23 protein-coding genes are annotated in these 22702 nt (G+C 31.5%); 5 read left to right on the top strand and 18 right to left on the bottom strand.

The genetic code is table 11. The annotated features are described in order from the left end of the window. Nucleotides 1–51: 51 nt before the first annotated feature. Complete coding sequence (locus HW275_RS00700; protein WP_178936377.1) at nt 52–1695, bottom strand: malolactic enzyme; 1644 nt, start codon at nt 1693–1695, stop codon at nt 52–54. A gap of 211 nt (nt 1696–1906) precedes the next feature. Here HW275_RS00700 and mnmA point away from each other — a divergent pair, with 211 nt between their 5' ends. From mnmA to HW275_RS00680, 4 genes are all read left to right on the top strand, one after another. After that, on the top strand, nt 1907–2998 hold the full coding sequence (mnmA, locus tag HW275_RS00695) for a tRNA 2-thiouridine(34) synthase MnmA (RefSeq protein WP_178934322.1): 1092 nt from the start codon (nt 1907–1909) through the stop codon (nt 2996–2998). 113 nt (nt 2999–3111) lie between these two features. Continuing rightward, a complete protein-coding gene (locus HW275_RS00690; RefSeq protein ID WP_178934321.1) occupies nt 3112–3558 on the top strand; it encodes a hypothetical protein in 447 nt (148 codons plus the stop codon). Between the two features lie 8 nt (nt 3559–3566). Continuing rightward, complete coding sequence (locus HW275_RS00685) at nt 3567–4511, top strand: AEC family transporter (protein WP_178934320.1); 945 nt, start codon at nt 3567–3569, stop codon at nt 4509–4511. Nucleotides 4512–4600: 89 nt separating this feature from the next. After that, entirely contained in the window at nt 4601–5590 is a 990-nt protein-coding gene (locus tag HW275_RS00680; protein ID WP_178934319.1) for a DUF3829 domain-containing protein, read from the top strand. A 158-nt stretch (nt 5591–5748) separates the two neighbouring features. Here the strand turns inward: HW275_RS00680 and HW275_RS00675 are convergent, their stop codons facing one another. From HW275_RS00675 to HW275_RS00660, 4 genes are read right to left on the bottom strand one after another with little or no spacing between them, the layout of a single operon-like run. Beyond that, the gene (locus HW275_RS00675; protein ID WP_178934318.1) at nt 5749–6591 is read right to left on the bottom strand and encodes a metal ABC transporter permease; all 843 of its coding nucleotides are present in this window, start codon (nt 6589–6591) and stop codon (nt 5749–5751) included. Nucleotides 6592–6632: 41 nt separating this feature from the next. Beyond that, nucleotides 6633–7331, bottom strand: a complete 699-nt coding sequence (locus tag HW275_RS00670) for a metal ABC transporter ATP-binding protein (protein ID WP_178934317.1) — start codon at nt 7329–7331, stop codon at nt 6633–6635. A 54-nt stretch (nt 7332–7385) separates the two neighbouring features. Next, nucleotides 7386–8324: a metal ABC transporter substrate-binding protein gene (locus tag HW275_RS00665; RefSeq protein ID WP_178934316.1), complete on the bottom strand. Its 939-nt coding sequence runs from the start codon at nt 8322–8324 to the stop codon at nt 7386–7388. A gap of 39 nt (nt 8325–8363) precedes the next feature. Beyond that, nucleotides 8364–8720: a Fur family transcriptional regulator gene (locus HW275_RS00660; RefSeq protein WP_178934315.1), complete on the bottom strand. Its 357-nt coding sequence runs from the start codon at nt 8718–8720 to the stop codon at nt 8364–8366. Between the two features lie 430 nt (nt 8721–9150). Between HW275_RS00660 and HW275_RS00655 the strand changes: the two genes are divergently transcribed. Next, complete coding sequence (locus HW275_RS00655) at nt 9151–9882, top strand: YaaA family protein (protein WP_178934314.1); 732 nt, start codon at nt 9151–9153, stop codon at nt 9880–9882. A 54-nt stretch (nt 9883–9936) separates the two neighbouring features. On the opposite strand, the gene HW275_RS00650 is transcribed toward HW275_RS00655, so the two are convergent. From HW275_RS00650 to HW275_RS00590, 13 genes are all read right to left on the bottom strand, one after another. After that, on the bottom strand, nt 9937–10593 hold the full coding sequence (locus HW275_RS00650) for a GyrI-like domain-containing protein (protein ID WP_178934313.1): 657 nt from the start codon (nt 10591–10593) through the stop codon (nt 9937–9939). A 19-nt stretch (nt 10594–10612) separates the two neighbouring features. Continuing rightward, the gene (locus tag HW275_RS00645) at nt 10613–11086 is read right to left on the bottom strand and encodes a GyrI-like domain-containing protein (RefSeq protein ID WP_178934311.1); all 474 of its coding nucleotides are present in this window, start codon (nt 11084–11086) and stop codon (nt 10613–10615) included. Nucleotides 11087–12003: 917 nt separating this feature from the next. Next, entirely contained in the window at nt 12004–12675 is a 672-nt protein-coding gene (locus HW275_RS00640) for a hypothetical protein (protein WP_178934310.1), read from the bottom strand. An 80-nt stretch (nt 12676–12755) separates the two neighbouring features. Further along, nucleotides 12756–13649 carry a YafY family protein gene (locus HW275_RS00635; RefSeq protein ID WP_178934309.1) on the bottom strand — a complete coding sequence of 298 codons (894 nt, stop codon included), beginning with the start codon at nt 13647–13649 and terminating at the stop codon, nt 12756–12758. Nucleotides 13650–13721: 72 nt separating this feature from the next. Beyond that, a complete protein-coding gene (locus HW275_RS00630; RefSeq protein ID WP_178934308.1) occupies nt 13722–15140 on the bottom strand; it encodes a PTS transporter subunit EIIC in 1419 nt (472 codons plus the stop codon). 82 nt (nt 15141–15222) lie between these two features. Then, nucleotides 15223–16314, bottom strand: coding sequence for a DUF871 domain-containing protein (locus tag HW275_RS00625; protein WP_178934307.1), 1092 nt, complete (start codon nt 16312–16314; stop codon nt 15223–15225). A 22-nt stretch (nt 16315–16336) separates the two neighbouring features. Then, on the bottom strand, nt 16337–17680 hold the full coding sequence (locus HW275_RS00620) for a PTS sugar transporter subunit IIC (protein ID WP_178934305.1): 1344 nt from the start codon (nt 17678–17680) through the stop codon (nt 16337–16339). Between the two features lie 184 nt (nt 17681–17864). After that, complete coding sequence (locus HW275_RS00615) at nt 17865–18173, bottom strand: PTS sugar transporter subunit IIB (RefSeq protein WP_026749026.1); 309 nt, start codon at nt 18171–18173, stop codon at nt 17865–17867. Nucleotides 18174–18272: 99 nt separating this feature from the next. Beyond that, the gene (locus HW275_RS00610; protein WP_178934304.1) at nt 18273–18602 is read right to left on the bottom strand and encodes a PTS lactose/cellobiose transporter subunit IIA; all 330 of its coding nucleotides are present in this window, start codon (nt 18600–18602) and stop codon (nt 18273–18275) included. Nucleotides 18603–18608: 6 nt separating this feature from the next. Next, on the bottom strand, nt 18609–19970 hold the full coding sequence (locus tag HW275_RS00605; protein WP_178934303.1) for a 6-phospho-beta-glucosidase: 1362 nt from the start codon (nt 19968–19970) through the stop codon (nt 18609–18611). Nucleotides 19971–19991: 21 nt separating this feature from the next. Beyond that, nucleotides 19992–20906, bottom strand: a complete 915-nt coding sequence (gene murQ, locus HW275_RS00600; RefSeq protein ID WP_178934302.1) for an N-acetylmuramic acid 6-phosphate etherase — start codon at nt 20904–20906, stop codon at nt 19992–19994. Between the two features lie 362 nt (nt 20907–21268). Then, the gene (locus tag HW275_RS00595; RefSeq protein WP_178934301.1) at nt 21269–22294 is read right to left on the bottom strand and encodes a UbiA family prenyltransferase; all 1026 of its coding nucleotides are present in this window, start codon (nt 22292–22294) and stop codon (nt 21269–21271) included. Nucleotides 22295–22323: 29 nt separating this feature from the next. Further along, on the bottom strand, nt 22324–22692 hold the full coding sequence (locus HW275_RS00590) for a hypothetical protein (RefSeq protein WP_146996535.1): 369 nt from the start codon (nt 22690–22692) through the stop codon (nt 22324–22326). Nucleotides 22693–22702 lie beyond the last annotated feature (10 nt).

Raw genomic sequence — 22702 nt, 5'->3', positions numbered from 1 at the left:
TAATTTCTTTTTTTAAATTAAATCCGGCGTGATCTCCAGCCATTGCTATTTTCATAAAATCATCTCCTTGTATTCAGGAATCCATTTTGCATTTTTTATTGCTTCTTTTAAATCGCTTATGGGTTCTGTATTTAATTTTTGATCTAGTACGCTTTGTCCAACTGACAGTGCCACAGTTTCAGAAAATTCTGTCAGTTTTGATACTGGAGGAAGTACAGCAGCTCCAGGTTTTGTTGTATCGATGATTCCACCTAGTGAATGTGCGGCTGCTGAGATTATTTTGTCGTTTACAATCTTTGATTTTGTTGCGATAATTCCAAGTCCTAACCCAGGATAGATTAGAGCATTATTTGCTTGTCCAATTTCATAGGTGATTCCGTTAAGCTCTATTGGATCTGATGGTATTCCTGTTGCAACGAGAGCTTTTCCGTTTGTCCATTCAATAAGATCTTTTGCACTGGCTTCTGCTAATTTTGTGGGATTGCTCAGTGGGAAAATTATTGGTCTTGCAGTGTGTTTTGCCATTTCCTGAACGATTTCCTTTGTGAAAGTCTTTGGCACTGTGGAAGTTCCGACAAGTATAGTTGGTTTTACAGCTTTTACAGCGGCTTCCAAAGTAGTTAATTCATTTGCATTTGTAAATTCGCTTCGTTTTCTTGCAAAAGGAGTTTGTTCTGGAGTTAGTCCTTCTGTGTCTTCAAATAATAAGCCTTGTCTGTCAACTAGATAAAACCGCTTTTTTGCTTCTTCTTCAGAAAGACCCTGTGCAACCATTTCATTAAAAATACGTCTAGCAATTCCAGCTCCAGCAGTTCCTGCACCAAAACACATATAAACTTGCTCAGTAAGCTTTTCGCCTGAAATTTTTAATGCGCCTAAGATTCCAGCTAAAGTGATAATTCCAGTTCCCTGTATATCGTCGTTAAAAGTTGCGATTTCATTTTCATATTTATTTAAAATATTTGCCGCATTTAATCTTCCAAAGTCTTCCCAGTGAAGATATAAATTTGGGAAAAGTTTTTCAGCTGTTTTTACAAATTTGTCTATAAAGTTATAATATTCATCTCCTCGAACTCTCTCAAATCTATTTCCTAGATACAAGTCGTTTTCTAGCAGTTCTTTTCTATTTGTTCCAGCGTCAATCACAACTGGTAGGACAGTGGCGGGATCAATTCCAGCGGCGGCAGTATAAACCATAAGTTTTCCAACCGAAATATCTACTCCATTAGTTCCCCAGTCTCCAATTCCAAGTATTCCCTCTGCGTCAGTAACAACAACTAGACGAATATCTCTGCCATCAGCTGCATTTTTTAAAACAGCTTCTATATTTTCTGGCTCTTTTACTGACAAGTAAGCCGCATTTTGAGGATTTACAAACAGTTCGCTGTAATTTTCTATACTTTCTGCAATTACAGGATCGTAAACAATTGGCATAAATTCAACTACGTGCTTGCTAAATAAAAAATAAAATAATGTTCTGTTTGTATTAAAAATTTCCATTAAAAAATGTCTTTTTTCAATTAATGTATCTTTTTTTTGAAATTGTTCATAAACTTGCTTTGCTTGTTCATCTATCGTCTGAATATGTGGTGGCAGAAGTCCTAATAGTCCGTATTTTTCACGCTCTTCTTTGGTAAAAGCTGTTCCTTTGTTGAGAAATGGATTGTTCAAAATCTCATAGCCTGATTTCATAATTAATCACCTCTAAATAATATTTTAAATTTATTTTTTACAATAATCTGATAACATAAGTATAACACTGAAATATTGGGAAATCAATTTGTTTATCCTGTTACTCAAATTATTTTCCTTGTCTGTTGCAATATATTGTGATATACTTATTTTTATAGAAAGAAAGGTTTTGAAAGAAGTTTAAATTTTTGGAAATATAAGGAAAGGAAATATTATGGGAAGAAAAAAAGTTGTGTTAGGAATGTCGGGCGGGGTAGATTCTTCAGTTGCAGCGATTTTGCTTAAAGAACAGAGATACGATGTAATTGGGGTTTTTATGAAGAACTGGGAAGAGAAGGACGAAAATGGGGTTTGTATGGCGGAAGAGGACTATAAGGATGTGATTGCTGTGGCAGAGCAGTTGGAGATACCTTATTATTCGGTGAATTTTGTGAAGGAATATTGGGATAAGGTTTTTACGTATTTTTTAGATGAATATAAAAAGGGAAGAACTCCTAATCCTGATGTGATGTGTAACAAGGAAATCAAATTCCGTGCATTTCTGGACTATGCAATGAAACTTGGGGCTGATTATGTGGCAACAGGGCATTATGCGAGAATTGTTCACGAGGAAAAAGATGGAAAAATCAAATCGACTATGTTAAGAGGAATTGATGATAACAAGGATCAGACGTATTTTCTTTGCCAATTAAATCAGGAACAGCTGGAAAAAGTGCTGTTTCCATTGGGAGAATTTACAAAGCCGCAAATTCGTGAAATAGCTGTAAAATATAATTTGGCAACGGCGAAGAAAAAAGACAGCACAGGAATTTGCTTTATTGGAGAACGTGACTTTAATAAGTTTTTATCGCAATACTTGCCTGCAAAAGGTGGAAATATTGTAAATACACAAGGAAAAGTGCTGGGGCATCATAATGGGCTTATGTATTACACAATTGGACAAAGAAAGGGAATTGGAATTGGAAATACAAAGGAAGGTACTGGAGAGCCTTGGTTTGTTGTGGACAAGAATTTGGGAAAAAATGAACTGATTATAACACAGGGTGATAATTCAGCGCTTTATTCAAAAGGCTTAATTGCAACTGATTTTAATTTTATTAATGAAGTGCAGTTTCCGCTGGAGTGCACCGTAAAATTTAGATACAGACAAAAAGATACAAAAGCTGTAATTAATAAGCTGAATGAAAATGAATATGAAGTGATTTTTGATGAGCCGCAAAAGGCTGTAACGCTAGGGCAGATTGTGGTTGCTTATGATGGTGAAGTTTGTCTTGGCGGAGGAGTTATTGATAAAATTATAAAATAGTTTTGTTTAGTAGAGTTTATTCAAAATTTAAAATTTATGATTCAGAAATTAAAAATATTTAGTTGTTAAAAATAATTAATGTAAAATATAAAAATTTGAAAGGTGGAGAAAATATGGCACTTGATGATGTTATGTGGACGTTTAGTAAGAAAATTTATGAAAATTCAGAAGAATTTAATAAGGATATTAAGGCATATTATGACAGAATGCGTGAATATGTTGATAGAGAATGGAATCCTGATGAAATAGCTGTTAACCAGTCAGAAATTTATGTTGATTATGAGGCATGGATAAAGGGAAAAGAAGACTTGCTGGAAAATGAAACGACTGATGAAGAAGGATTGTCGGAAGAATATGCAGATGATGGTTATTTTCAAGTTGATGTAAGAGCATTGTTAAAGGCTGATAATGGAAAATATTTTACAAGTCTTGAATTAATGACAAAAGTTCATAATCAGCAGGCGAATAAAGAATTAGGAGATCATGTATTTTTTGAAGGTATGGATTCAGGTAATGAAAAAGACGGAATTCCAGTATTTTATGTAGTGTGTGGAAGTTAAGGAGGAAAATGAAAGAATTAATATTTTGCTTGAATGCAACAATGCCTGTATTTTTACTGATGATACTTGGATACGTCTTTAGAAAAATAGGGATTATAGACTTGGAATTTGCAGATAAGATGAATAGATTTGTATTTCTGGCACTTTTGCCTGTGCTATTATTTAAGGAATTGTCGCTGTCTGATTTTTCGGCAATCTGGGATTTGAAATATTTGCTTTTTTGTTTTTCTGCAACATTTTTTTCGATAACGATAATGTGCATTGTTTCAATTTTTTTAAGAGATAAGTCAATCCGTGGGGAATTTATTCAGGCGGGATTTAGAAGCAGCGCTGCTCTGCTTGCTTATGCCTTTGTGCAGAATGTGTATGGAGAGGCTAAAATTGTAGCACTTATGGTAATCGGAGCTGTCCCTTTGTACAATGTCGCTTCGGTTGTAATTTTGATGCTGCTGCGTCCAAAGCAGGGGAAATTGAATAGAACAGTTTTGAAAAATACGTTAAAGGGAGTTATGAAAAATCCACTGATACTTGGAATTCTGGCTGGAATGGTTTGGGCATTATTAAAAATCCCGCAGCCAGTGATTATGAAGAAATCAATTTCAACGTTTTCTGCTGCGGCAACTCCCCTTGGGCTGCTTGCACTTGGAGCGAGTTTTGATGTAAAGGAAGTTTTTTCAAAACTGAAGATTGTATTAGTTTCGTCTTCATTCAAGCTCCTAATTCTTACGGCGATATTTTTGCCAATAGCCATAAAATTTGGATTTAAGGACGAAAAGCTGGTTGCTGTGCTTGGAATGCTGGGAAGCCCAACAACTCCGACTTCATTTACGATGGCAAGAGGAATGGGTCATAATGGGGCTGTAACTTCGGGAACTGTCATGGTTACGACAATTATGAGTATTTTTACGTTGACGGGATGGCTTTACATTTTGAAGCTTGCAGGATTAGTATAAAATTTGTTAAATAAATAAAAATTTGGTATAATAACAGGTATTGTGAAAATAATAAGTTTATAAAAATAAAATATTCTGGAGGGAAGACAATGAAATTGAAAAAATATGTTTTGATTGGAATAATGGCATTGCTGGTTCTTGCTGGTTGTGATAACAAGGGCAATGGCAAGAATGACAAGGATAAAGTGGAAGTAACGGATGTGAAAAGGGACATTTCGGCTGAGGAAATTGCGAAATATAATGAATATTCAAAATTAAGCGATGTGCCAAATTCTGAAGAGTGGAACACATTTTTTACAGAAATAAAAAAAGATGAATTTACTAATGAAGCTGGAAATATAAAAAATATTTCAGAAGTACCTGCATTTATGGGAAATCTGAATAATTCAATTAACCTGACTGGCGAATATATAAAAGAAATTACAGATGTAATGCAAAAAAATCCAAAAATGGAAGCAATTGACAAAAATGCTGAAAATCTGATAAATTCATTGGTAGAGGAACAAAAGGTATTGACAGAAATTAATGATTATTTTGAAAAAGGTGATTATAAAACTGATAAACTGGCAAAAGCAGGAGAACTGAATGATAAATACAAAGTTGTATTGCAAAACAGACAGGAAAATTACAAAATTTTTGCTAATTCATTACATGAAATTGCTCAGATAATCAATCAAAAAATGGAAAACCAATTACAGAAAGATGGAAAAACAGTAAAATTAAATATTTTGAAATTTGTAAATTCAGTAGATAAATTTGGAAAAACAGCCTTCGGAAAAAACAATTTAAACTTTGATGAAAATGAAGTAAAAATGCTGGAAGAGGCAAATAACGACGTACAAAGTGCATACAAGGCAGTATCTGAAATGACGCTAGAAAATGCTAAAAAAGAAAACATAAGCGAGGCAGATTTCAAAAAAATAAAGGAAAGTTCAAAAACGTTATCAGAAAATATGCAAAAAATGCTAACAGGTGTAAAAAATCAGAATATTCAGGATGTAGTAATGAGCGCCAGCAATATTTTAAGTGCAAAAACAGATTTAGAAAATGTGTTTAATGTCTTAATGTTACAAAAATAAAGTCTAGTAATTGTAAGGAGGTGAGTAATAGTCGCTCACCTCATGTTTTTAATTATTGACTTTAGTCAGTCAGTTGAGTACGCAAAGTATGAAGCCCCTTTTAGAGGTAGTCTTGACTTTTTTAAAAGTTCTGATTCTAATTTGATTTATAATAAAAATTAATTCAAAAATTTTCCTTTCACAAATCCTCCCATCTTAACTAACGCCAACAAAACTGTAAGTAACACAATAATCGAAGGGCCTGACGGAATATTCAGCGTGTAGGAAAAATACAGTCCTGATAGTATTCCTATAAATGAGAAAATTATGGATAGAATTATGATTGTTGAGTATTTCCTTGCGAGTGAGGCTGCGATTGCCTGTGGGATTGTCAGGATTGAGATTATTAGGATGATTCCTATTGTTTTTATGTTTATTATTATGACGGAGGATATTAGGATTATCATAAAGTAGTTTATGAAAGTTACTGGGACGCTGTGGATTTTGTAGAAGTTTTCATCAAAGCTGGTGTAGACGATACTTTTGTAGAAGATGATGAAAAATGTGATTGTGATTATGTCCAGTATTAGCAGTAAAATTATGTTTAGGGTATTGGATAAAAGAATATTTCCAAATAGGTAAGTTGACATATCGGACTGATAGCCTGGTGTCAAGAAGGAAAAAATAATTCCGATAGCCATTCCCATTGACATAACGATACCTATTCCCAAATCACCGTCAACGTGCAGGGCATCTTTTAAAATCAAAATTAGTACACCTGACAATATTGAAAAAATTAGTCCAAAAAACAGCGGATCTTTTATTGGCAAGTTAAAGAAATAAATTAGATAAATTCCTATTCCGATACCGCCGTAAGATGCGTGGCTGATACTTGATGAAATAAAGACCATTTTTTTATTTACAATATAAGTTCCTATTATTCCGCAGCATATACTTGAAAGAAGTCCTACAATAAGGGCGTTTCTCATAAAGGCGTATTCAAAAATTTTTATAAATTCCATATTTCCCCAATCTTAATAATTTTTCTTTAATTTTTTAAATTTTATTTATGTGAATGTAAATAAGGATTGCTGCACACGTAATCTTCCTTTTTCTCATAAACTCGAATATTGCCTTCCACAACAAAAATTGAATCAATGTAGTCGTAAATTTTTTCCAGTTCATGAGAAATTACAACTATTGTAGACTCTGACAGCTCCTTTATTTTTTCAAAAAGTTTAAATTCAAATTCCTTATCCAGAAATGATTCCGGCTCATCAAGAAAAATAAGTTCTGGTGAAGAAATTAAGGCACGTGCAATTAATGCCCTTTGAAGTTGTCCACCAGACACTTCATTTATTAATTTATTTTTTAAATGAAAAATACCAAATTCCTTCAAGAGTATTTCAGCACGTTTTTTTTCTTCATTGTTAAATCTTCTGAAAAGATTATTTTTATTAGTCAATCCCGATATTACCAAGTCAAAAATATTAATGGGAAAGGAAGTGTCAAACTCCCTTATTTGTGGCAAATACCCAATTTTGTTTTCACTTGTAAAAAATTCAATACTGCCAGAATTTTTTCTTAAAAATCCAAGCATAACTTTTACCAAAGTTGATTTTCCGCCACCATTTCTTCCCAGAATTGCGACATTTTTTCCTTTAAAAATATCTAAGTTTATATCGTTCAAAATATAATCATTGTTGTATTTAAAATTAAGATTCTGTACGCTCACAAGTTTTTTATTCTGTCCGTTAGCCATCAAATTTTTATCCTTTCGTTTTTCTTATCGTTCTTTTTTATTGAATAAAAATTTTTAATTTAAATAATCTACAAACTGTTTTAGATTTTCAAAGACATTTTCCTTGTCAACGTTAAATTCAGCAACTTTTGAGTTAGGAATTTCTCTAGAAATAGCTTCGGCACTTTGTTTTGGAAATTGAGGCTGAACTAAGATTGTAGTTACGTTATGTTCTTTCGCTTCGTCGATGATTTCCTTTATTTGCTGTGCTGATGGTTCTTTTCCTTCCTGCTCGATTGAAATTTCTTCAATGGCATAATTTTTTAGGAAATAGTTTAATGCAGGGTGATAAATCATAAATGATTTTTTAGTTTTTGAAGCCATTTTTTGTGAAAGTTCTGCTTTTACTTGATTAAGTTCTGTAATGAAAGCATTGTAATTTTTTTCAAAAGTTTCTTTTTTGTCTGGATAAAGTTTTGACAATTCATTTTTTATATTTTCAGCAACTTTAGGCATCATATCAAGCGAGAACCATACGTGCGGATCAATTCCACCATGTCCTTCATGCTCGTGATGATGTTCGTGTTCTTCGTTTTTACTATGTTCATGTCCATGCTCATGTTCGTGGTCATGATCATGATCCCCTTTGATAAATAAATTTTTATCAACACCATCCAAAACATTAACAATTTTATTTTTATCGCTTAGACTATCAGAAATTGTTTCTTCAAATCCTAACATATTATAAGTGAAAAATACTTTTGAATTTTCTAAAATTTTCAAATCTGAAGGTTTTGGCTCAAATAGTTCGTGATTCATATTTGGCTGCACAATTGAAATAACTTCAAAATCATCTCCTGCAATTTTTTGAGCAAGCCATCTTAAAGGCGGTACACTTGTTACAATTTTTTCCTTTGCTCCTGCAGCTCCTTGCTCTTTTTTAGTTTCTGAATTATTTCCGCAAGAAAAAATAAACAGAGCTGATAATAAAAGTAATGATAATAATTTTTTCATTTTAATTCCTCCTATATGTATTTTTTGTAAATCATAAATTTAATCACAATCGTTGCATTTTCCTTTAAAAATCGAAAGATGTGACAATAGTGAAAAGCCTCGTTTTTTTAATTCACTTTTTTCCTTTTCTGTTTCTTCATTTGAAAATTCAGGCATAGTTTCAATATGCTTGCAAGAATCACAAATAAAAAAATTGGCATTTTCTTCCTTAAAGTAATATTTTTCATTTTCAAAGTCAAACGAAAAAATATAATTATTTTTCTCTAAAAATTCCAAAGCCCGGTAAACTGTCGATAAGTCAAAATCTACCTTTGATTTCAAAAATTTTGCATTTACAGGGTTATTTGAAGCCTGTACAAGTTCAAAAATTTTTTGCCTTTTCTTAGTTAATTTCATAATAACATCTCCTAATAATAAAAAACGTTTTTTATTTTAGCAAATTTGCAAATCATTCGCAAAATATAACTTATTATATATAAAAAAATGTATTTTGTCAAATGAATTTATAACAATAATTTTTTTGCTTGTAAAAAATAAGTTAAATATCCTTCAAAACAGGTTATAAACATAATGTAATAGGATTATACAAGAAGGGGGAAAAGGATTAATGTGGATGATATAATCAAAATGCAAGGATTATTCAATTAGAGTAATAAAAATTTTTTTTAAATAATATTTGTAAAAGTTTGTTATTTCATAAAAAATGTGGTATAAACTATTTGGATGAGAAAACCTTTAAATTCAATATTTGAAACAATTTCTTTAAAAAATGATTTAAATGAAAATAAAATGAAATATACTGATAAAATTTATGGAGATTTAGTTTATGAAAATTATAATATCACCAAGTAAAACTAAAAAAATTAATAATTTACCAATAAAAGATGATAGTTACTTGATTGAAAAAGAGCCTTTTTATTTGGAAATAACGAAGGAAATTATTGAAAAAATAAAAATCTTTTCTGTAGAGGAAATTGAGAAAAAGTTTAAATTGAAAAATGAAAAGGCAAAAAAGTTATTGGAATTTTATAAAAACTATGAGAATGAGAAAAGTGGAAATGCTTTGACAAGCTATACTGGTGTTGCGTATAAGGCTATAAAAATCGAAACGTTTGATAAAAGTGATTTTGAATATTTGGAATCGCATTTGGTTATTTTGTCTGCTTTGTATGAGATTTTGACACCTTATACAAATGTGAAGGAGTATCGTCTTGATATGACAAATTCAATTTTTAAGAATAAGTCGCTTTATGAGGTTTGGAAAACTAGCGTGAATGAATATTTTGAAAATGAAGATGTTATTTTAAATCTTGCCTCAAAGGAATATTCTAAACTTATAAATTCTAATAAATTGATTGACTTTGAATTTTGGGAAGATTCCAATGGCAAATTGAAACAAGTAAGCACAAACTCAAAGAAAATACGAGGTTTTACTTTGAATTATATTGTGAAAAATAAGATTAGTGATGTGAAAAAATTGAAAAACATTACTTTGAATGGGTATGTTTTTAGTGAAAAAATGTCGGATGAAAGAAAATATGTTTATGTGAAGAAGTGATAAAAGAGGTAGAATCAATTAAACTACCTCTCTTTAGTGAACAGATATTAAGCTCTATTTTTCTGAATGATTTTCTCCCTGTTTTCTGACAGGCTGTCTTATCACTGTCTTCATTTTATTTATATCTGTTTTTCTTGGATCGCTTAAATAAATTTCATGGTGATACCTTTCACCTGTTAAATCAATGCTATATCCACATTTTTGTGCAAATTCATTCATTCTTTGGATAGTTTCAGGTTCTTCATTGTAGCTTCCTATATGCATGCATTGTACACAAACCCCTTCATTATAGCTGAAAAATTCAACTTTTGAAAAATCTTTTTTCTTTTTTTCAGTTGCACACTTTATAGCCCATTTTACATCTTCCTTTTTAATAAAATCAGGCACTCTAATTAAAGAAATCCAGTTAAATAATTCCTTGTTTAACAGATAATTCTCATGCTTTACATTTTCCTGCCACCAGAGCCCTTCCAAAGGAGGAACAACATATTCAAAAAATCCTTCAATTTTATATTGCGTCTTGTAACTCATTTTAAGGGTATAGGCAACTCCATATAACATTTCAACAGCTTTCTGATATTCCCCTCCTTTCTCATTTGGATTTCCTTTTCCCCGTACTGCTATAAAATTCATTTTAGGAATTTCTATAATTTCAGGATTTTCCGACGGTTTATAAAATTTTTTAAATTCCTTTTTAAAATCAAATGCCATAATTATCATCTCCTAGTTATTATTTTATGCTGATATAAATGTGAATTTCCATATTTTCATAATCATTACCTACTATATATTCTTCAAAATCATAAGTATAATTTCTTATATCAGATTTTTCCTTCCCAAATTCTTCCCAAAATTTATACCAAAATTCTCCAACAGCCTTTACAGGATCACCAAAAATCACAAATTTTGCATATCTTCCTTTGGGAATTTTTATTTTTATCATATCTTCAGGAATTGCATCAATTTTATTTTTCACTTCACAGCCTGTAAGACAATCATATTCAAAGCCATTTTCATTACTGTAGTTATAATAGACACCAATAGCATTGTCATTTATTCTGTTTTTTATATTTTGGACACCTTTTTCAGAATATAGTTTTTTCCATAAATCTGAAATTTTTTCAGACATTGTTTCATCATCTTTCACTCTTGTTTTAAATCCAACAAGAGTTTTTTCTTTAATTTCTACTATTTCATATTTCATAGCTATACCACCTTTTCTATTAATTTTAATTAAATTAATTATAGCAGGTATAATATGACGAAAGTATGTCATATTAAAAAGTAAAATTTTGTTTTTTAATACTAAATTCCATTTAAATAGTAAAAAGCAAAAAATTTATGAAATTAAAGTCATTTTTTATAGGGTTATGCTATCATACAACATATGTAACTATTAAAATATTCTTTAATTAAATTTTATCATTAAGTATCCATATAAGGGACTTTTATTAAAAAAAATTGCTTATAATAAATATTTTTCCTATAGTTTTTATGTTTTTAAATTTGGAAAATTATTGAATAAGCAAAATTTCGTTAAAGGAAAAATAACTAAATACGAATGTATTTCTTTCGCCACAACTTTTATAATAATAAAACTTATTTATGTAAAAATAACTTTTATTTGCGAAAGTGAGCGTAGTTTTTACGAAGCGAGTTTTATTTTTTCTTTATAAGAAAGTTTTGCGTAAGCGGGGTAGTTCGTAGAACGTTTCGCCATTATCTCTAAACAGTAACCAGTTATACATGTTAAAGTAACTGTTATTGCGAAAAAGGGCATGGCGTCTGATGCCCTTACGTTACAAAAAAATTGAATAAAAAAATATAAAAAACTATTATTAGTCATAATATTTATAAATAAAATTATAAAAGTCTTTAAGATGGATACTTAAGAATTAAATTTGATTTTTTTAACAAATCTATCAAATTAATTATTATAGAATTTTACTTTTATTTTTTAAATGGGATTTAGTATAAGAACTGGTACTTCTAAATAATTAAAATATAATTTTCGCTTTTTAAACGAAGTATATTATAATAAGAAGTATTTTTATTTAAGTAAATTTTTCAAAATAAAAAATACGACAATAACACATTGCCATATTTATTAATTTTTATAATTTATCTTATTAGTTCTGGACCATAGCCAAAGCCTAGATACTTGTAAATAGCATTATTTAGAGTGTAATCCTGAATTACTCCCCATGTATTAGGGTATTTTTTTACATATACTTTGATATCACTTTCCATGTATTTCAAATCGCTTCTTTTAACTAGCTGTGAATAAAATTCGGAAATTTTTTCTAGCAGAAAGCTTTGGTATTGTTGGTTATTCATTTTTGATATTTTTTTCTTGTCTTCGTTGATAACTTTTTTTATGTAATTTTCTAGTTCAGAGCCGTGAGCTGTAAAGTTAGGACCTTTGATATGAACAGTTAATACAGCGGATTCGTTTTTGATTTCGGCATTCAATACTTTGTATGAAATTTTTGAGTTTGCAATTACTAAATAATCAGCAGCATTTTTTAATGATTTATTTGTTTGGCTTGCTGCAATGTCTTCTAAATTTTTTTTATGTTGATTGCCTACGTTTTTTCCCAAAATTTCATTTGTACTTTCCACAGAATTTGTAAAAACATTTTTTTTGACATTTTCAGGACTTGTATGAAATTTCATAAATTCATAGAAACTGTTAATGACAGACTGCTTTTCGTCATTCGAAGTTTTGGTTTTAGCATTAGAAAATCCAAAAATACTTAAAAATAATAATATTATAGTTAAATTTTTTTTCATTTGCAACTCTTCCTTTCACTTTTAATATTTTAATAAATTATAACATTTTATTCTTGAAAAAATCTGTGAATAATATTTTCCTATTTATAATTTTCCTTCATTTTCTCAATTTTCTCAAATAAAATTTTCTTTATTCTCTCAGGTTCCTTCACTTTCAAATATTCTCCAAACGAAAGTAAATAACCATAAACCCATTCATTTTCAGGATATTCCATTATAACTTCAAAATTGCCATTTTCCATTTTGCTTATATTCTCTTCAGGAAATTCATCATAGACACGATATGCCTGTGATTTATCTATTTCGACTATAACTTTTACAATTTTTACCTTGTCTTTTTTATCATTAATTTTAAAATTTTCTGCTGATTTTTCAAAATATTTTTCTGTAAGAATCAAGTCTTTTATTCTACTTACTTTAAACTGTCTGATGTCTTTTTTATCATGACAATAGGCAAATAAATACCACGCTTTTTCCTTGAACCATAAAGTTAGAGGATCTGCTGTTCTTTCAGAATGTTCGCCTTTTGTGTTGAAATAGTCAAATTTTACGGTTTGTTTAGTTAATATTGCCTCTTTAATTTTTTCAAATAAAGTGCTGTTATCACAGCTATATCTTGAGAAATCTATTTTTATCCAGCTGTCTGCCTTTTGCTTGAAGATGGCGCTTAATTTTGAAAGAGTTTTATTGTTGTTGGGATAGTTTGTGGCATTTAGGCTTTGGAGGGCATAAAGTATTTCGTTTTGCTCTTTTTGGGAAAGTAGGGATTTATTCATTATGTAGTTATCCATTAATTTTATTCCGCCATGTTTTCCTCTTTGAAAATAGACTGGAATACCAGCAGAAGAGAGGATGTCAATATCTCTGTAAATTGTTCTGGCTGATACTTCAAAATGTGCAGCAAGCTCTTTTGCAGTAATAGTCCTTTTTTCAAGTAATAGATAAACAATTTCAAATAATCTGCTGATTTTCATATTGTTTTTGCTCCTTAAAAATTTTGATATTTTTTTATTTTATCAGAAGTCGGCATAAAATTAAATAAAAATTTATTGTTCACCGTACATTTCTTCTATCTTTTCGTTATCAATTCCGAAGAAGTAAGTTAGGATAAATCCTCCTGCATACGCTCCAAGCATTGCGATCATAAAGTAAATCCAAGTTCCTGGGACTACAATAAGCAGCCCAAATAAGCCCGAAACACCTTGAGAAATTGTTCCTAAATGGAATAGAACTGCAAGAATTCCGCCAATCCCGGAACCTAGACAGGCTGTAACAAATGGTTTTCCTAATGGCAAAGTTACAGCGTACATTAATGGCTCGCCAATTCCAAGTATTCCAACTGGAATGGAATCTCTTGCCATATTTTTAAGCCTTTGGTTCTTAGTTTTTATATAAATTGCAATTCCTGCACCAACTTGTCCTCCTCCTGCCATCATAAGAATTGGGAGTAAATAATTAATACCTTTTGTGGGGCCTTCAGGATTGTTAAGCATTACATGGATAGGAGTTAATGCCTGGTGTAATCCTACAGAAACTAGAGGTAAAAATCCTGCTGCCAAGATGTAGCCACCCAAAATTCCTAATTTATTGTACGTAAAATCAAGAATAGCGTATATAAATTCTGTTATAACGCTTCCTAAAGGCTGAATTACGAGTAAGGCAATAAATATCCCGATTATTAATGTTAAAAGGGGGGTAAAGAAAGTGTCGAGCATTGATGGGATTATTTTTCTTATCTGCTTTTCCAGAAATGCGGTAATCATTCCCATAAAAAGAGCTGCAAGTAATCCGCCCATTCCTGGTGTAAAGGGGTGGTTAATAAAAGGCAGCATAATTGCGTTTTTTTCTTCAACTTTTAAAAGTAGCGGCAAAGCAGGATTTGCTATGAATATAGAGCCGATAATTCCACCGAGGACGGCTGTTCCACCAAACTCTTTTGATGCATTCATTCCTGCATATATTGCAAGGTAAGCAAACATTACAAATCCGATACTTCTTATGGCAGCGAACCACCATACTGTACTATAAGCATTTTTAGTTGCAACATTTGTCACATTTGTAAGTCCCATTATTAATCCTGCTGCAATTATTCCAGGTAGTAAAGGCACAAATACATTTGCAATTTTTTGAAGAAATTGTTGAACAGGTCCGTTATGTTTTTGTCTATTGGCTTTCTTATTTTCATTTGCCACATCTTTTACATTACTGTCTGAAAATCCTAGAGCAATACCGCTAAGTTTTGAAAATTCATCTCCCACAGTGTTTACTTTTCCAGGACCTAATACAATCTGTAAAGTATCAGAATTTACAACATTCAGAATACCATCAACTTTTTTTAATTTTTCTAGATTTATATCTTTCCGAATTTTTACTCTAAGTCTTGTCATGCAGACTGCATTTGAAACAATATTTTCCTTGCCTCCTAAAATATCATAAATTTCCCGTGCTGTTTTTTTAGTATCCATAATGCCCATCTCCTTTGTAAGTTGAAGTTTCAAAATCTTTTAATTGAATAGTTAAAGATAAATCTATTAGATAGAGGCATTTTTATTTTTTTAAAAAAGAAAATTTTTGCCAAGGCTTGATGTAGTCAAGTAAAAATATTTCTTCATCAGCTATTTTCCCGACAACATTTGACTTTCCAGTATTTTTCATCTCTGTCTTTGCAATTAAAAGTTCGCCTGCATAATGTCCAAATTCGCTACTTTCAATAATTACATCTCCCTTTCTTATTATTTCAGGAGCATTAAAAATTTTGAAATTATGTCCTTTGTACTTAACACGGCTACTTGTGGAACGGATTAGATTTTCGGAAATATCGCCTCTGTTAAAGTGAAATTCATCAAAAATTATTTTTTGTTCTATTTCAGGAACATCTTTTTCCAGCTCGATTGAAAAACTTACCATATCTTTACGCACTTTTTTAAATTCTTCTAATTCTTCATCAGTTGGATAGCAGTTTGAAATAATTATATCGTCAATTGTTTCTAGTGCCATAAAATGCTTGAACTGAACTATTAGCGGCAAGTTACGGTGCATTTCCAAAGTTGGCAGCCCTTGTGTTACTGGCCAAGGCCCAAAAGTGTTTTTGGCTTGTGAGGTTATAAATGCCGCTGTTTTTAAGCCATGTTTTGTAAAGTTTTCTGTGCATTTTTTGAAAAATTCCAATCCAAGTCCTGTGTGAATATGAGGGTAAAAATTGTGGCATCCTATTAGATTGCTTTTATTTGGGCAGTAATCCATAATCGTGTCGATATAATGGGTATCGTTGCTCATATTTACCTCAATTTTTAAATTTTGCTTATTAAATGTCATAATGCTTTCCTGCAAGCCGGTAAACCCAATATCAAGCCTAATCCCGTCAGCTCCCATTTCATTAAAAAATGCTAAATTATCATAACTTATTCCGAGGTCATTAAAAACTTTTGGATTTACATCCAGAATAATTTCAAATCCTTTTTCTTTAGCATAATAATTTATTTTTTTAAATTTTTTTAAAATTATTTCCTTATTCTTCGTAGAAGAGAGCAGACAACTGAATATTCGGCGAAAACCAGCCTCAAAAGCTTTGTCAATATAATTTAGCAGTTCTTCTTCAGTTGTCTTTCCAGGATAAATTGAAATTCCTAATCTTCTCATTTTGTACTATTTCCCTTCTTTTTTATTCTTGTGTTTCAGCGTGTTCTTCTGCCAACAATTTTTTCTCGTAGGCTGTAAAGAAAGGATAGTAAATTGCAACGGAAATTATAATTAGAAGTATGTTTAAAATCACAGCTCTGTAATCTCCATTTGTTGCTAAAAATGCTCCTATTGGTCCTGGAAGAGTCCAAGGTGGTGTTGAAGTTACACGGTTTACCAGTCCTGCTACCATTGCAAAATAGGCGATTGAGGCATTAACGATTGGAACAATTATAAAAGGTGGCAACAATGTAGGATTCAATACGATTGGAGCTCCAAAAATAATTGGTTCGTTTATGTTGAATATTGAAGGAAGGATTGCTGCTTTTCCTAGAGTCTTACCGTAAGTTGATTTTGATTTAAGCAGTAGCAATAGTGCAAATCCTATTGTCGTTCCTGAACCGCCAATCCAGATAAACCATTGGTATAAAGGTTCTGCCGCAATATGAGGAATATTTTGTCCGTTTGCTAGAGCTGTGGCATTTTGTTCAAGAAGCATAAGCCATAATGGACGTACAACTGAGCCCACGATTGAATCGCCGTGAATTCCAAAGCTCCAGAAAAACGTAATCATAAATACGATAAGTATTACAGAAAACCATGAATCACTAAATTTCAGAATGGGTTTTATAATTGAGCCGATTATGTCGTGTAAATCGATATTTAGCCAGTAAGTTAAGATTGTCAATGTGAAAATGATTATTGCTGCTGGAGTCAAGGCTTCAAATGAACGTGCAACTGATTCTGGCACAGCTTCAGGCATTTTTATTCTAAATCCAGTTGTTGTAGTCATTCTATATACTTCAACTGCAAATATTGCTGCTATTATTCCTACAAATAAACCTGCAGAGCCTAATCTTGACATTTGCAGGGCATACCCAATATCTTCCTGAATAAGTTGAGAGCCTTTTGTTCCTTCCTCAACAATAACCTGCACCGCTTTTCCACCAATAGTTTGATTTATCACTTCAATCGGATTAATCATTTTAGGCATAATTGTAAGCAAAAATGCGCAGACTGAGAGGATTGCCCCTGTGATTCCGTCTAACTTATACGATTTTGCAAGACTGTAACCGATTCCCATAACTGCGTAAAGTCCCATTATGAACATTGTCATACGATAGGGGAGCAGCATTTGCACTGCGTGTTTTTTCGCTAAAATTGAAATTGCCCATTCTTTTGGAAAAGGCGGGAACGCTAAAATTAAAAATATTGATCCGACAATGATTAGTGGCAATGTGGAAACTATACCGTCCCGTATCGCCCTTAAATGTCTTTGTTCTGATATTTTTGCCATTTTTATTGAAAGTTGTTCTAAAACTGCCATAATTCTACTTCCTTTCCTGTTGTAATATTGTTTTTTTTTTTTTTTTGAATTTTATACTATGTCCATTTAAATAGCAGATCAGTTCTAAATCTTTTTAGCAAGGTGCAAATACCCCTGTTATCAAATGACTAAAACATAATTTCTGTTTTTTAAATGGGATTTAGTATTGGTATTTTAAAATTTGTTACTTTGATAACAGCTCTTGAATTTGTTTTAACAGTTTTGGACCTCCAAGCGGGCTGTATCCTTGCGGCGTAATCATTGCACACGGCACACCTGCATCTTTTGCCTGAGCGTTTAATGTGTCAAATCTGTGTCTTATTTGAGGAGCAACCATTGCCACGTCATATCCATTTTTTACTTCTTCTTCAAATTGCTGCGTACTTACAGCCTTCACTTCAATTTCCACACCTTTTGCATTTGCTTCTTTTTCGAGAGCCTTTACCGCTACTGCACTAGACATTCCTAGTGAACATACAAATAATACTTTCATAAAATCCTCCTAATTTTGTTTTTATTTTTCAATTTTTATAGTTTTTGTATCAATTCTATTCAAAATAGTGTTAGTTTTCCAATTATCTGTTTTATAAACCTATTGCTTTTCAAGTTTATCAATTCTTTTATACATTTTTATCATACCCTCAATTAACGTTTTTGCCTCAATTGCTGTCATTAAATGATCTTGTGAGTGAACGAATAAAACCGAAGGCGTGATACCTTTCCCATTTACTTCTGCCTGAATTATTTCCGTCTGAATATTGTGAGCGGATAACAGTGCCTCATCAGCCTCCTTCAATAAATTTTCTGCTTTTTCAAAATTTCCTTTTTCTGCTTCGCTTAACGCTTCGTAAGCCAGTCCTTTTGCCATTCCAGCACTATTTACAATTTCAAAGACGACTAATTCCATTTGTTCCTTGTCCATAATTTCTTATTTTCCTCCATTTTGATATTTTTCTCTGTTTTCATAATAGTCCTTAAACTGTGGCAAATATTTTTCGTGTGCATCCAGCAGCTCATTCAAAACTTTTCTTCCGATTGTAGTTCCTGGAACTAGTGGATTTGTAGTGAAAGCCTGCAACGCAGTGTAGTAATTTCCTGTAACAGCCGCTTCTACAGTCAGTTCTTCCATTGCCTTCATTAGCTGAATATATCCTCTCTGCCCAGCATTTGGAAATTTACCAAATGTTATTGGTTTTGGCCCAGTTGCAGTAATGTATGAGGAAATTTCAACTGCCGAATTATACGGTAAATCTGCAATAGCCCCTTTGTTTCTAGTATTTACAGCCATTATTATGCCTTTATCGTTATAAATCGCACTAATCAATTCACAGGCTGCGTCAGAATAATAGGCTCCACCTCTCTGTTCAAGCTGTTTAGGTTTTTCCTTCAAATTTACATCCTTGTAAAGTTCAAAAAGTTCAGCTTCAACTCTTTTAACAATTTCCCCTCTTGTTCCTTTCTCCTTATATGACTTCAATCCTTCCGCCAACATTTCATCCTGCAAATAATAATATCTATGATAATCACAAGGCAGCATTCCTAGATTTTTTATCTGATCATAATCATAATTTATGCTGACAATATTTTTTACACCGAGATTTTCCTTATCCTGCCTTTTATCCCATAAATCCGCCGTAAGTTCATTTCCTTTCTTATCCCAAACTTTGTACCAGACAAAGTGATTTAGCCCTGCAAATTGGAATTTAAACTCGCTAATATCTTTTTCGTAAAGGCTTGCACAATCCATCTGAGTATGTACTGGGATATTGCAAAGCCCAACAACTTTTTCAAAATTTCCATAATTTAGGACAGCTTCTGTCACAATTCCCGCAGGATTTGTAAAGTTAATAAGCCAGGCATTTGGAGCAAGTTCCTTTATATCCTTCACAATATCAAGTATCACAGGAATTGTACGAAATGCCTTGAACATTCCCCCAGCTCCATTTGTTTCCTGCCCCAGAAGTCCATTTTCAAATGGTATTCTTTCATCTTTAATTCTCGCATCAAGCAGTCCCACACGAAACTGAGTAGTCACAAAATCCGCATCTTTTATAGCTTCTCTTCTATCCAGCGTCAAATAAACCTTGCAGTCAATACCAGCCTTTTCCACCATTCTTTTAGCCAAATTTCCAACTATTTCTAATTTTTCTTTTCTTTCTTCAATATCAACCAGCCATATTTCCCTAACTGGTAATTCCTTTATTCTCTTGATAAATCCTTCTATCAGTTCAGGAGTATAGCTAGAGCCTCCACCAATCGTTACAATTTTAATTCCATCCCTTTTTTCCATTTTACTATCCTTTCTAAATTGCTAAATATTTTTTTCAGAATATTCATGTACCAATTTTGCCACATTGTTATCATATTGTTTTAATTTTTCCATTGCCATCTCCCTATCAATATTCAAAAGTATCATAACAATGGCAGTTTTCACATCATTTCCAGCTTTCATCAAAACAGAACTTGCCTTTTCATAATCAGTCCCAGTAGTTTTCATTATTATTCTTTTCGCCCGCTCAACCAGTTTCTGATTGGAAGTTTTTACATCCACCATGTAGCCTGAAAATACTTTTCCCAGTTTTATCATAATTGTTGTGGAAATCATATTAAGTATCATTTTCTGTGCCGTTCCAGACTTCATTCTGGTAGAGCCTGTAACAATTTCCGCTCCAACGGGAACTTCTATTGGATACTGGCTAACTTTAGATAAATTAGAATTTTTCGAGCAAGTTATACTTCCCGTAATTGCACCAATGCTGTTTGCATATTCTATTGCCCCTAAAACATAGGGAGTTCTGCCAGAAGCGGCAAGCCCAATAACTGCATCTTTTTCTGTGAGATTAATATTTAGCAAATCCTGTTTTCCCAGTTCTGGCTTATCTTCAGCATTTTCCTTAGCCTTAAATATCGCCTCGTTTCCACCGGCAATCAGCCCTTGAACTTTCTCAAAGGAAACACCATAAGTAGGAGGGCATTCTGAAGCGTCAAGAATTCCAAGCCTTCCCGATGTTCCTGCACCAATATATATAATTCTTGTTTCTTTTTTATATTTTGACAATATGGCATTTATCAGCCGTGAAATGTTCTCTAATTCTTTTTCTACGCAAAACGCCACTTTCTTGTCTTCCTCATTTATCCTTCTCACAATCTCAAGGCTATCCTGCAGTTCAATATCCTTGCTATTCGGATTATTCTCTTCGGTAGACAATTTTTCCAGTTCAATCATTATTTATCACACCCTTTAAGTTTAGTCCAAAATTAGTTTTATATATCATAATTATAACTCGATTTTTATTAAATGGAAGTCTATTTTTAAATTTTTCTAAAAAAATTGTTTAAAAGAGAGAAAAAGAGCATGGCGTCTGATGTTCTTACGTTATAAAAAAATAAAAAAAGAGAATAATTATTTTTTATTCCCTTATTTGTTTATAGATGATTAAAATTGTGATTGTTAAATTTATTTATTAAAAACCACAGATATAACTGATAAAAAAGTTATTTTTAAAATTTTATTCGATATAACTGACAAAATTCTAAAATTTATACTTTTTATTCGATGTAACTGATAAAAAACAGATAAATCATTTTTTATTTTGTTAAACTAAAAAATAAATACGGAAGAAGCCCCATACTCATACTTGAAAAAATAATCCAAAGTCCTGACACAGCCTCAACAATTTTTCCTGATAAATCCTGTTTCAAAAATTTTACCATAAAATATATTGAAACTATCAATATTACAAGCAATGTTAATCCGCTGAATAAAAAATATTTTTCATAAGTATGGGCAAGCCCAAGAATGACAAGAAAATATTCAATAACAAAAAGTAGACTTAAAATAACCACAGCCTTTTTTCTCCCCCAAAGTTTACTATATGTTTGCACTCCATGTTCCTCTTCATCATTCTTTCTCGTTTTTCTTCCTATTTCCAGTACGATTCCATTTAAATAATTTAATGCGAAAAGAGGAATTAACGCAAAATCAATATTATGTTTATACCATTGTAATATAAAAACGTCAAAAATATTTTTTGGTACAATGTATTGTGTAGCTTCTACAATAACAAGAGTAATGAATACCATTATTACAACGTGGGAGAGAGCATAAATCAAAATTCTTTTTGTAAGCCATTTTTTTATAAAAAATTCCTTTGCCATTAAGAACATATAAATCCATACAAATATCATAAAATAGATAATTTCAGGATCTATAACGTGTGCAAGCATTATTTGTATTATAACAGTTGCAATTCCTATTTTTCCTAATGTTTTTAAGGAAATTATACCTCTTTGAACAGGACGGTAAGCCCTATATTTTAAGTCTTCTTCATAATCCTTAAATTCATCTGTAATTCTTAATTGAAAGAAAAACATAAAAATTATGATAAATAGAGCGATTATTTTATATTGAAATATCCCTATTTTAACTCCGTTTGTAAAAAGATACATAATTTTTGAATTGTATAACAAACTTGTATAAATGTATCCTGACAGAGTAAAAATCAATACGAAAAAAGAGTTTTTTCCTAATGGGAATCGCTCATTCAAATATATTTTGAAGTTTTTTATATATTGGATTATTGATTTTTTTGAATTTATATTACTTTCGTTCATTTTTATTTTCTCCTCTTACAATATTTATTTTACTGGCAATAAAACTCAACCATTGAAAGTAAATATCCAGTATTATCATCTACATTTGTTTCTTCAAGAAAATCTTTAATTTTGTATCTTAATATTAGTTTTTTTTCATTATATCGTTCAGATTTTGTGTTATCTATTACCATTACAGGACTTCCTGCACTTGCGACAGCATCAAGAAATCCTAATGCGAAGTCAAAAAACATTCCTTTTGCCTTAGCACGTGTATAAGTTTGATATTTCTTATCAAGATGTGATAGATCCGCTTCGTTTTCTTTTGCCGAACGATAAAACATTTTTAAAGTATCTCTATTGTATGATGAAAATAATTTTAATCCTTCCTGAATTAATTCTTTTGCTTCTTTATTCATAAAATTTCCT

The sequence above is a fragment of the Leptotrichia sp. oral taxon 223 genome (genome assembly GCF_013394795.1).
Classification (GTDB): Bacteria; Fusobacteriota; Fusobacteriia; order Fusobacteriales; family Leptotrichiaceae; genus Leptotrichia.
This window is presented reverse-complemented; position numbering and strand designations above follow the sequence as displayed.

What these genes read in the sequence shown, in the direction of transcription:
- HW275_RS00660 (WP_178934315.1), bottom strand. Translation starts at nt 8,720, where the DNA reads ATGAAATTAACTAAGAAAAGGCAAAAAATTTTTGAACTTGTACAGGCT.
- HW275_RS00620 (WP_178934305.1), bottom strand. Translation starts at nt 17,680, where the DNA reads ATGGCAGTTTTAGAACAACTTTCAATAAAAATGGCAAAAATATCAGAA.
- HW275_RS00685 (WP_178934320.1), top strand. Translation starts at nt 3,567, where the DNA reads ATGAAAGAATTAATATTTTGCTTGAATGCAACAATGCCTGTATTTTTA.
- HW275_RS00625 (WP_178934307.1), bottom strand. Translation starts at nt 16,314, where the DNA reads ATGAGAAGATTAGGAATTTCAATTTATCCTGGAAAGACAACTGAAGAA.
- HW275_RS00635 (WP_178934309.1), bottom strand. Translation starts at nt 13,649, where the DNA reads ATGAAAATCAGCAGATTATTTGAAATTGTTTATCTATTACTTGAAAAA.
- HW275_RS00665 (WP_178934316.1), bottom strand. Translation starts at nt 8,324, where the DNA reads ATGAAAAAATTATTATCATTACTTTTATTATCAGCTCTGTTTATTTTT.
- mnmA (WP_178934322.1), top strand. Translation starts at nt 1,907, where the DNA reads ATGGGAAGAAAAAAAGTTGTGTTAGGAATGTCGGGCGGGGTAGATTCT.
- HW275_RS00610 (WP_178934304.1), bottom strand. Translation starts at nt 18,602, where the DNA reads ATGGACAAGGAACAAATGGAATTAGTCGTCTTTGAAATTGTAAATAGT.
- HW275_RS00670 (WP_178934317.1), bottom strand. Translation starts at nt 7,331, where the DNA reads ATGGCTAACGGACAGAATAAAAAACTTGTGAGCGTACAGAATCTTAAT.
- HW275_RS00675 (WP_178934318.1), bottom strand. Translation starts at nt 6,591, where the DNA reads ATGGAATTTATAAAAATTTTTGAATACGCCTTTATGAGAAACGCCCTT.
- HW275_RS00655 (WP_178934314.1), top strand. Translation starts at nt 9,151, where the DNA reads ATGAAAATTATAATATCACCAAGTAAAACTAAAAAAATTAATAATTTA.
- murQ (WP_178934302.1), bottom strand. Translation starts at nt 20,906, where the DNA reads ATGATTGAACTGGAAAAATTGTCTACCGAAGAGAATAATCCGAATAGC.
- HW275_RS00630 (WP_178934308.1), bottom strand. Translation starts at nt 15,140, where the DNA reads ATGGATACTAAAAAAACAGCACGGGAAATTTATGATATTTTAGGAGGC.
- HW275_RS00650 (WP_178934313.1), bottom strand. Translation starts at nt 10,593, where the DNA reads ATGGCATTTGATTTTAAAAAGGAATTTAAAAAATTTTATAAACCGTCG.
- HW275_RS00595 (WP_178934301.1), bottom strand. Translation starts at nt 22,294, where the DNA reads ATGAACGAAAGTAATATAAATTCAAAAAAATCAATAATCCAATATATA.
- HW275_RS00590 (WP_146996535.1), bottom strand. Translation starts at nt 22,692, where the DNA reads ATGAATAAAGAAGCAAAAGAATTAATTCAGGAAGGATTAAAATTATTT.
- HW275_RS00640 (WP_178934310.1), bottom strand. Translation starts at nt 12,675, where the DNA reads ATGAAAAAAAATTTAACTATAATATTATTATTTTTAAGTATTTTTGGA.
- HW275_RS00645 (WP_178934311.1), bottom strand. Translation starts at nt 11,086, where the DNA reads ATGAAATATGAAATAGTAGAAATTAAAGAAAAAACTCTTGTTGGATTT.
- HW275_RS00690 (WP_178934321.1), top strand. Translation starts at nt 3,112, where the DNA reads ATGGCACTTGATGATGTTATGTGGACGTTTAGTAAGAAAATTTATGAA.
- HW275_RS00615 (WP_026749026.1), bottom strand. Translation starts at nt 18,173, where the DNA reads ATGAAAGTATTATTTGTATGTTCACTAGGAATGTCTAGTGCAGTAGCG.
- HW275_RS00605 (WP_178934303.1), bottom strand. Translation starts at nt 19,970, where the DNA reads ATGGAAAAAAGGGATGGAATTAAAATTGTAACGATTGGTGGAGGCTCT.
- HW275_RS00680 (WP_178934319.1), top strand. Translation starts at nt 4,601, where the DNA reads ATGAAATTGAAAAAATATGTTTTGATTGGAATAATGGCATTGCTGGTT.